At 60.6% G+C, this 9,281-nt stretch carries 7 protein-coding genes and 3 pseudogenes; 4 read left to right on the forward strand and 6 right to left on the reverse strand.

Annotated features, from left to right (window positions below):
• Positions 1-319: 319 nt before the first annotated feature.
• Together NKI10_RS24300 and NKI10_RS24305 are read left to right on the forward strand one after the other, a co-directional pair.
• Positions 320-709 (forward strand): hypothetical protein, encoded by a 390-nt coding sequence (locus tag NKI10_RS24300; protein ID WP_352862152.1) that lies wholly within the window; start codon positions 320-322, stop codon positions 707-709.
• A gap of 56 nt (positions 710-765) precedes the next feature.
• Positions 766-1,089: a hypothetical protein gene (locus NKI10_RS24305; protein WP_352862153.1), complete on the forward strand. Its 324-nt coding sequence runs from the start codon at positions 766-768 to the stop codon at positions 1,087-1,089.
• A 71-nt stretch (positions 1,090-1,160) separates the two neighbouring features.
• On the opposite strand, the pseudogene NKI10_RS24310 reads toward NKI10_RS24305, so the two are convergent.
• Positions 1,161-2,315: pseudogene (locus NKI10_RS24310) on the reverse strand (IS1380 family transposase).
• Positions 2,316-3,089: 774 nt separating this feature from the next.
• Here NKI10_RS24310 and NKI10_RS24315 point away from each other — a divergent pair.
• Together NKI10_RS24315 and NKI10_RS24320 are read left to right on the forward strand one after the other, a co-directional pair.
• Positions 3,090-3,365, forward strand: a complete 276-nt coding sequence (locus NKI10_RS24315; RefSeq protein ID WP_031206078.1) for an acyl carrier protein — start codon at positions 3,090-3,092, stop codon at positions 3,363-3,365.
• Positions 3,366-4,571, forward strand: a complete 1,206-nt coding sequence (locus NKI10_RS24320; RefSeq protein ID WP_023808085.1) for a beta-ketoacyl-[acyl-carrier-protein] synthase family protein — start codon at positions 3,366-3,368, stop codon at positions 4,569-4,571.
• Here the strand turns inward: NKI10_RS24320 and NKI10_RS24325 are convergent.
• The 5 genes and pseudogenes from NKI10_RS24325 to glmS form a co-directional block, all read right to left on the reverse strand.
• Positions 4,558-4,722, reverse strand: a pseudogene (locus NKI10_RS24325) (LysR family transcriptional regulator); the annotation flags it as partial. The gene NKI10_RS24320 and the pseudogene NKI10_RS24325 sit on opposite strands and share 14 nt — an antisense overlap.
• 129 nt (positions 4,723-4,851) lie before the next feature.
• Positions 4,852-5,384 (reverse strand): annotated as a pseudogene (locus NKI10_RS24330) (transposase).
• Positions 5,311-5,694: a transposase gene (locus tag NKI10_RS24335; RefSeq protein WP_352862154.1), complete on the reverse strand. Its 384-nt coding sequence runs from the start codon at positions 5,692-5,694 to the stop codon at positions 5,311-5,313. Before NKI10_RS24335 ends, NKI10_RS24330 begins: the two are co-directional and overlap by 74 nt.
• Positions 5,695-6,456: 762 nt before the next feature.
• Entirely contained in the window at positions 6,457-6,711 is a 255-nt protein-coding gene (locus NKI10_RS24340; RefSeq protein WP_031197535.1) for a helix-turn-helix domain-containing protein, read from the reverse strand.
• A 452-nt stretch (positions 6,712-7,163) separates the two neighbouring features.
• Positions 7,164-8,984, reverse strand: coding sequence for a glutamine--fructose-6-phosphate transaminase (isomerizing) (glmS, locus tag NKI10_RS24345; protein ID WP_023808082.1), 1,821 nt, complete (start codon positions 8,982-8,984; stop codon positions 7,164-7,166).
• Positions 8,985-9,281 lie beyond the last annotated feature (297 nt).

Genomic DNA, 9,281 nt, shown 5'->3' on the forward strand with positions numbered 1-9,281 from the left:
CGAGCGCCGAGCGACGCCGGTGCAACGGTTTCGGGGTACAAAGCCGAGATGGGCTTGCCGCAAACAGCTCACTAATCAGGGATGTTCAGCGATGCCGAAATCCAGATATCGGGATGGATTATGAGGTCAATTGTCGCGACAGCTTGGCTGGCCTGCTCCTTGCGTTTCGTAGAAGCAGCGCATTCCACTTCAGGAGCATTTTGATGAGCACGCCCTCAATGGATGACCGGCGAACCCTGAATAACCGGTCGTGAGCCGACATCTGTGAACAAGCGGTGTGGTCGATTGCAATCACCCATGTCTTGCGCACAGGTACCTCATGGCAGTGGATGAACTGAACTTGATGGTTTTACAGATGGCAGTCGAAAGCGTCCGCTTGCTCTCGTTGAGCTTCGCTGAAAAAGCCGCCGAGATAGCCACCAGGAGCCGCGGCAGCCTGCTTTTCGACGTTCGGATCGACGGTGACGCGCAGGTCCAGCGGGTCGCAGCCATCCGATATCACGGCGGCCAATTCGGCGTGCTGGCGTTAGACGGACACGGCCTAGTTACCCACTATTGCATCGTTAACGGTATGTTCTCACATTACATTGCGGCCTTGGAGAGCTGGCACAGGATGCCCCTGTCGATGCAGGCCAAGATGGATGCCAACGGCAATGCCCGTCTTTTCGTAGCGGCGTTGCGGGATGCCGGACATATGCTGGGCACCTAGCATATGGCCAGAGTGCATCTCTGAATTTGCATGTGCATCACTGCGATGGCGCCGACATGATCGTGATGCTCGAAAAGGGCTGCGGCGGCCGTGGCAAAGCGGTCGCCGCCTTGATGGTGTCAACGGCGTTGCATCGATGCGAGCGTTTAGACAGAGGTCTCCTCCTGGCATCGCGCGCATGCAAGGAGCTACGCAAGCGCAAATGTATCAAGTATTTTGAAGCGACGACCCCTCATGCATATGGAGCTGCGATGCACGGGCGGCATAAGCCTCGTTGCCATCTAGCCGCCTTGATGCACGGCGATGAGCTTTCGGCGGCCTGCATCGGCGATCTGGCCGCCCTGTGCATTTTGACAAGCCTCGTCGGGTGCCGGCGATGATCCGTCGTGATGGCAGGCGGGGGTTTACAGGTTGCGGTCGGCGGGTTCGTTTCGGGCGCCTGCGCCCATCGTTATGTCGCGAGTTGGGGGATGCGATCGAGGACGATGCGCAGGATGCGCTGGTCGGGGCACGATGTCGGCAGGTGCAGGCGGATTTGCGATTTCATCTCGACCACCCGCGCAGCGATTTTGATGAGGCGCAATCGCAGCGTGTCGAATTGGGCGACGGCAAAGCTCGAGCGCCTCGGCATCGCGGCCCGCAAGCCCCACATCAACCAGTAAGCACCGGCATGCAGGAATAGCCGGAACTGGTTGGCCGTCGCTCTGGTGCAGGATGTGCGGTCGGCGGCAAGATGCGTCTTCCACGATGTGGTTCTCGGCCGCGCCGCGCCGGCAGTAGACATCCTCGTAGAGCGCCTTGGCCTTCCCACCGGCAAGGTTGGTGACGACGAAGCGGATATCGCCACCGTGGGCGCCGACCTCGACCCGCGCGATGATGCGCTCGACGCGGCTCCAACTAGCGGCGCCGTCAACGAACTCCTTGAACCTGCGGACCTTGCCTGTCTTGGCCGACGCTTCGAAGCGCGCCGTCGTGCTGGCATCCAGATCCGCGACATGCTTGCGCAGGGTCGTGGTGGGCGCGAGGCCAAAGATGAAGTCGACGTCGTTGGGGCGGCACCAGTCGATGACCTGCGGGTTGCAATAATGGCTATCGCCGCGGAGCAGGATACGAATGTTCGGCCAGTTGATCCGGATCGCCCGCACCAGACGGCGCAGGTGGGGGCGGATCTCAGCCCCACTCGGCCGCTTGGCCGGTCGCAGGATCGCGCTGACGAACCGTCCCGCACCATCGAACACGACGATCGGCTGGAAGCCGTACTCGTCATGGTGGGCATTGAACAGGCGAAGCTGTTGGCCTCCGTGCACAGCGTCGAAGGTGTCGAGAGCGCGGCGCAGCCGGTTGGCGTCGTTGCCGTCCTCGTAGCCGGCGGCGATCATCTTCATGCGAAAGCCGATCATGTCCGCCAGGCTGTGGACGACCTGGTCCGGGCAGCGCGGATCGTCGATGCAACGCGCCAGACGCTCGGCCACCCGCAACCGCTTTTCCACCTCGGCCAAGGCCAGAACGCCGCTGTTGGACGACAGCATGCCGCCGTGAAACGGGCGACGACGGACTTGCCGCCGACTGATGACAAACCGCTCAGCGGCAGCGCAAGATCGTTCATGGTGGGTGTGGTCTCGGGAAATGGTTCGGATCGGCTTAAGCAACCAAATCCTACGTCATTTCAACGGGCTTGCGCCACATCCACCAACCCCCATGAATTTGGCTAGGTTGATGCGCGTGCCGCCGCCGTGAGGCTGCGCTCGCTCAGCAGCGCGTCGAGAACGACGAGAAGATTCAGATCGAGCCCTTTGAAACGCATGTCTTAGCTATCCATAGCGTGGATGAATTTGATTGAAACAAAGGATTTTACCAATTTTCCGGAATGTCGCATGGACCTGGCAGGATCTCAAGTGCGCCGATCACTGCCCCTATCGCGTGGCGAGTCCCTTGAGAAGAGCCCGAAAGAGGAAATTTGTCGCGTGCGGTGGAGATTGTACTGGAAATGAGAGGCAGCGCTCCGATCATGTCGAACTCTCCGACGAATGGCGGACCGGTACAATAGTTGATCGCAACTGGTCCGGAGCTATGAAACATCTCGATTACATATGAGGTGCCGAGTGAATACGCTGACAGCACCCACCGTCGCAGCGTTTAGCTGACGTTTGACGACGGTTCCTATCCATTTACACGCAGATTCTTGATGTGCTGGCGCAAAAGCGGGAGGCCGGCGACTTTTCTTCGTCATCGGGCTGACGCCGCAGAAGCCGGAACTCGTCCGGTTCCTATGGGCATTGGGCTTGGTCGGCGCACAGGGCTCCATGAGGGGCAATTTTGGCAACGCGACGCGATTCGGGTTTTGAACGACGCCGAAAACGCAAGCTGGAAAGGAAACAAGATGGCAGATCAACTCGCCAACGAAATAATCGCCATGATCAAGAAGCGCGCCGCGTCGGAGGGCGGCATAGCGCCTGCCACAGGCGGCGAGATAACGGCTGCCACGAGACTGACTTCGCTCGGTATCGATTCACTGGGATTGGCGGACGTTCTCTGGGACCTGGAGCAGGCCTACGGCATCGAGATCGAGATGAATACGGCCGAGGCATGGTCGGATCTCCAGAATGTTGGGGACATGGTGGAAGCCGTGCGCAGCTTGCTCGCTACGGGGGTGTGAATGGACAGGCGCGTCGTGATTACTGGGATTGGCGGGATTTGCGGGCTTGGGACCAACACCGCCGCCATTTGGACAGAGATGCGAGAAGGCCGCTCCGCCATCGGCCCAATCGTCAACTCCGAGCTCCATGAATTGAGGGTCAGGATTGGTGCCGAGATCAAAGCGCTGCCGGAGCATGACATCGACCGCAAGCAACTCATCTCCATGGACCGCTTCAGCCTGCTCGCTGTTCTTGCGGCGCGCGAAGCCATGCGTCAGGCCGGACTTTCCTCCAAAGAGGGAAATAGCTATCGCTTCGGTGCGACGGTGGGCGTTGGCGGCTGCGGGTGGGATGCGATCGAGCAAACCTACCGCGCCATCCTGCTGGGCGGTAAGCGTGCCGCTCTCTTGACTGTACCCAAGGCGATGCCGGGTGCCGCTGCCGGCCAGGTCAGCATGAGTCTCGGCCTGCGCGGGCCGGTCTTCGGCGTCACGTCCGCCTGTTCCTCGGCAAACCATGCGATTGCCTGCGCGGTGGACCAGATCAGGCACGGCCGGGCCGACGTGATGCTTGCCGGCGGCAGCGAAGCGCCGCTCATATGGGGTGTGCTGAAGGCATGGGAAGCGATCCGCGTGCTTTCGCCCGATGCTTGCCGGCCATTCTCGGCCGATCGCCAGGGCCTATCGCTTGGTGAAGGCGCCGGCATGGCGGTGCTGGAAAGCTACGAGCATGCCCTGGCTCGGGGCGCCACCATCCTTGCCGAAATTGCCGGTGCCGGCCTTTCCGCCGATGCGTCCGACATCGTCGCGCCGACTGTCGAGGGGCCGGAGGCAGCAATGCGGGCCTGCCTTGCCGATGCCAGGCTGGACGCCGAGGATGTCGACTATCTCAACGCGCACGGCACCGGCACAAAGGCCAACGACCAGATCGAGACGGCGGCGATCAAGCGAGTCTTCGGTCAGCACGCCTTCTCAATGTCCATTTCTTCTACCAAGTCCATGCACGCGCATTGCCTCGGCGCGTCCGGCGCGCTCGAGTTGATCGCCTGCGTGATGGCTATCCGCGAGAGCGTCGTGCCGCCGACTGCCAATTATCGTGAGCTGGACCCCGATTGCGATCTCGACGTCACGCCCAATGTGGCACGCGAGCGCAAGGTGCGCGTGGCACTGAGCAACTCCTTCGCCTTTGGCGGCACGAACGCGGTTCTGGCGTTCAGGCAGGTGTAGAAGCCATGAGAGATGCCTCCGGCAACATTATCTCTCGCATCCAGATGCTTGCCAGATAACTATTGTGAAGGGCGGGTCATTGACCGCCTCGGCGAATGCGGGAAGTGGCAGCGGAAGCTCGACGATCCGGGGGTATCGTCTTTGCGAAATTCTTAACTGTTGAAGCGGCTTGGACGTACCGCCGCCCCGTAAAAGGTAAGCGAGGCCCTGCGGGCTCGGCTTGAGGGTCTGAAGCTGTACACGACAATGTCTGGAAGCCTCAGGGTCGGCTCTGCGCCCGTTATAGCCGCCTGAGTGCTGCCGGCCCGGCCGCGCCGCGGGCGCCGTCAACGAACTCCTTGAACCTGCGGACCTTGCCTGTCTTGGCCGACGCTTCGAAGCGCGCCGTCGTGCTGGCCTCCAGATCCGCGACATGCTTGCGCAGGGTCGTGGTGGGCGCGAGGCCAAAGATGAAGTCGACGTCGTTGGCGCGGCACCAGTCGATGACCTGCGGGTTGCAATAATGGCTATCGCCGCGGAGCAGGATACGAATGTTCGGCCAGTTGATCCGGATCGCCCGCACCAGAGGGCGCAGGTGGGGGCGGATCTCAGCCCCACTCGGCCGCTTGGCCGGTCGCAGGATCGCGCTGGGAACCGTCCCGCACCATCGAACACGACGATCGGCTGGAAGCCGTACTCGTCATGGTGGGCATTGAACAGGCGAAGCTGTTGGCCTCCGTGCACAGCGTCGAAGGTGTCGTCAATGTCGAGTACGATCCGCTTCGGCACCTGCCGGAACGAGGCGCAATAGAGATCGACCATCGCCCGTCCCATCGACCAACTCCCTCACGCCGGGTAGGTTCTCCAGCCGGCACAGCGTCGATTTCGACGCCAGATCCCGACCCGACGGCAGCGCATCCTGGGCCATCTTGAAGACCGGATCGCGGCGCAGCCGGTTGGCGTCGTTGCCGTCCTCGTAGCCCGCGGCGATCATCTTCATGCGAAAGCCGATCATGTCCGCCAGGCTGTGGACGACCTGGTCCGGGCAGCGCGGATCGTCGATGCAACGCGCCAGACGCTCGGCCACCCGCAACCGCTTTTCCACCTCGGCCAAGGCCAGAACGCCGCTGTTGGACGACAGCATGCCGCCGTGAAACGGGCGACGACGGACTTGCCGCCGACTGATGACAAACCGCTCAGCGGCAGCGCAAGATCGTTCATGGTGGGTGTGGTCTCCGGGAAATTTCGGATCGGCTTAAGCAACCAAATCCTACGTCATTTCAAGGCTTGCGCCCACATCCACCAACCCCCATGAATTTTTCAGGCTAGCAGAGAGGGTGCTTGCGGTGCACTCACTGAACGAGATCGCAAATGGACGCGCGTAACCACCAGAACTGGCGACACCCATGGTGGTCCGCTGGACCCGCAGGAGGAACCACAAGGTGTGAGCGGGTAGAGCGCAAGCGAGTGCCTACTTCGATCTTTCTAGAAGCGCGCCGGCAGCCTGGGCGGGGGGCTTGGGGGTCAGACTGCCGGCGCACGCCACTCACGAAGAGCGGCCCCTTTTCGTGGTTCGAACGCCCATAGTCAACCCGGAAACGTCAGGATGCCCGCCATGTTAATTTCAGAGCGGCGCGACTCGCCATGTTGGACGATTCAGCCCGTAGGCCGAGTTGATGCTCAAGCCAGCATCGCCTTGCCAAACTAGGAAGAGTTCGCCGTTACAATCCTTCGTCGCGAGCCGATGCCGTCGTGCACGTTTCGTAGCACTCCGGGCGGCTATATCGCTTTGTTGTTCGGCGAGCTGCGCCAGAAGGCATTCGCATCCAATCGAATCAAAAGTCGACATCAGCCGCAAGCTTCACATCACAACAGCTAGTCCACCCATTGCAGGTCATCCGACTGATCAGGCGGCGTCCGAAATGTCCAACTCCGACTCAAGAATTCCCACAGGTATGGAAAGCGATTTCGCTATCCGATCCCGATAGCCCTTGCTGTACCTCAGACCTCGCTCGATGTTTTGGATTTCCTCAGCGGCCAGCCCGCACGCGACCGCCAGGTCGTCGATCGAATATCCAAGGTGCTCGCGATAAGCGCGGACGATGTGGGTTCCCTGGGACATAGCCGTCAAGACTGGTTCGGGAATGCGCGAATCCTTCATAGACATCTCCAAGAACTGGGAGCTCCCTCGGAGATTCCTCCCCGCGGCGCACACCTAGCAAATAAAAAAAATGGTCGTCCATTCGGCCGAACCGGCCTCATGCATGGGATGGGCCGCTGAACTGGCCGGGCCGGAATATGGCGGCTCACCTGCTTCTGATCAAGTATCAAGGCTACCCGTGCTGAGAGCCTGGTCGGCGTAGCGCATGCGACCTGCGATCCTTCGTGGACCATTCTCGCCGATGGCTTTCTTGAACAGCAACTCGAACTTTCGGCACGGACACTGCCAGCTTCGGCAATCTCCACCGGCGAGGCAGCGAAAGACCCGCTCGTAACCGCTACCGAGTTTCGCAATTGCAGCAAACAATGGTCATCTGGTTTGATCCGGGCTTCGGATCCAGACAAGGGGTACCGCTTTCCTGGAGGCGCATCGCCACCTGTACAGGTTCACAATCATTCGACCGTGACCGATTTTGCGAGATTGCGCGGCTGGTCTACATCCGTCCCCATGAAGAGCGCCGTGTGGTAGGCTAGAAGCTGTATCGGGAGCGAGAAGATCATTGGCGCGATAATCTCGTCGACAACCGGCAGCACGAGCGTGTGCATGGTTTCGAGTTTCGATACGGCTGCCCCTTTTTCATCGGTGATGAGGATAATCCGCCCTCCACGGGCAGCCACTTCCTGCATGTTGGAAACGGTCTTGTCGAAAAGACGGTCATGGGGCGCGATGACGATCACTGGCATGTTCTCGTCTATCAATGCGATCGGCCCGTGCTTCAATTCACCCGCTGCATAGCCCTCGGCATGGATGTAGGAAATCTCCTTGAGCTTCAGCGCACCTTCCATCGCTAGCGGGAAACTGGTGCCACGGCCGAGATACAGGACGTCACGACACTTTGACAGTTCGCGCGACAAGAACTCGATTTCCGGCTGGATGCTCTCGAGTACGTGGCCCATCACGCGCGGCAATTCGGCGAGGCTCCTGACGAGCCCCTGCAGCTCGTCTTCGGGGACGGTCCCGCGGGCTCTGGCCGCGCCGATGGCGAGTGCTGCTAGAACGGCAAGCTGGCAGGTAAAAGCCTTGGTAGAGGCGACGCCGATCTCCGGTCCGGCAAGGATCGGGAAAACCGTATCGGCCTCCCGAGCGATGGTCGATTCGCAGGCATTGACGATAGCGCCAATTTTCAGCCCACGCTCCTTGCAGTACCTCAATGACGCAAGCGTATCGGCGGTTTCGCCGGACTGCGAGATGAAAAGAGCCGCCGACTGCGGCGGCAACGGGATCTCGCGGTAACGGAATTCGGACGCAACGTCGATTTCAACCGTCAGGCGCGCATAGCGCTCGAACCAGTATTTTCCGATCAGTCCGGCGAAATAGGCGGTCCCGCAGGCAGAGATCGCCAAGCTCGGGACCTTGGCGAAATCAATGCCAGGAACCATGTCGCGACTGTCTATGATGTTAATGTAATGACGGAGAGCATGGGCGATGACCTCGGGCTGCTCGTAAATCTCCTTCTCCATGAAGTGGCGATGGTTGCCCTTGTTGGCCAGATCGGCCGCGGCCGTGGAGATATGGCGCGGACGCTCGACGGGACGGCCGTCGATATCGAAGATATGGGCGCCCGAATTGCCGACAACGGCCCAGTCGCCGTCGATGAGATAGGTAATTTCATTGGTGAAAGGAGCAAGGGCGATCGCGTCGGAGCCCAGGAACATCTCGCCGTCGCCGTGACCGATCGCGAGCGGTGGTCCGTTGCGCGCCGCCGTGATGGTCGTCGGTTCATCTTCGAAGAGGATGGCAAGCGCATAGGCGCCCTTGACGCGTTTCAGCATGGCACGCGTGGCCTCTTGCGGCCTCATGCCCTCTCGGCGGTATCTTGCCAAGAGATGCCCAACGACCTCGGTGTCGGTGTCGGTCTGGAACTCGGCGCCATCCGCCGCCAATTCGTCCTTCAGCTCGGTGAAATTCTCGATGATGCCGTTATGGACTACGGCGACACCGTCGCTAAAGTGCGGGTGCGCATTGCGTTCGGTCGAGGCCCCGTGGGTTGCCCAACGCGTGTGGCCGATGCCGACGTTGCCGCTCAGCGGCTCTTCCTTCAGTCGCGTCTCGAGATTGACGAGCTTGCCCTCGGCGCGCCGGCGGTGCAAGGCACCCTCGATGATCGTCGCAACGCCGGCGGAATCATAGCCGCGATATTCCAAACCCTTCAACGCGCCGATCAACCGATCCGACACCGGCTGTTGCCCAACGATGCCAACAATCCCGCACATGTTCGTCTCCGCATCTTTGCGGGCAGCACCAGCCCACGCGAGACGGATACCGTCCGGCCGCTTTAAGTGGCGGCCTTGTAGTAGTAATCCATAATATTGGTAAAATCGATTGTTGTGATAACTACCATCCACCCGATGGATAGGTCGGCCGCTGTGGGGCCACGACCCAAACTTCTAGGTTGTGTGCGTCAAGTTCTGCAAAATGGGGCGGCCATGATGCTGGTCATGCGGCTTGGCGCAGAGCGAGCTTCTTGTGCTCGCGCAGGTCGTCCATGTTGATGTATCGGTTGGCCTCCA

The organism is Mesorhizobium sp. M0802, from assembly GCF_040320115.1.
Taxonomy (GTDB): domain Bacteria; phylum Pseudomonadota; class Alphaproteobacteria; order Rhizobiales; family Rhizobiaceae; genus Mesorhizobium.

Bases quoted from the DNA above. Each gene is read 5' to 3' on its own strand.
- NKI10_RS24340 (WP_031197535.1), bottom strand. From the start codon at position 6,711: ATGAAGGATTCGCGCATTCCCGAACCAGTCTTGACGGCTATGTCCCAG.
- NKI10_RS24320 (WP_023808085.1), top strand. From the start codon at position 3,366: ATGGACAGGCGCGTCGTGATTACTGGGATTGGCGGGATTTGCGGGCTT.
- NKI10_RS24315 (WP_031206078.1), top strand. From the start codon at position 3,090: ATGGCAGATCAACTCGCCAACGAAATAATCGCCATGATCAAGAAGCGC.
- glmS (WP_023808082.1), bottom strand. From the start codon at position 8,984: ATGTGCGGGATTGTTGGCATCGTTGGGCAACAGCCGGTGTCGGATCGG.
- NKI10_RS24300 (WP_352862152.1), top strand. From the start codon at position 320: ATGGCAGTGGATGAACTGAACTTGATGGTTTTACAGATGGCAGTCGAA.
- NKI10_RS24305 (WP_352862153.1), top strand. From the start codon at position 766: ATGATCGTGATGCTCGAAAAGGGCTGCGGCGGCCGTGGCAAAGCGGTC.
- NKI10_RS24335 (WP_352862154.1), bottom strand. From the start codon at position 5,694: ATGCTGTCGTCCAACAGCGGCGTTCTGGCCTTGGCCGAGGTGGAAAAG.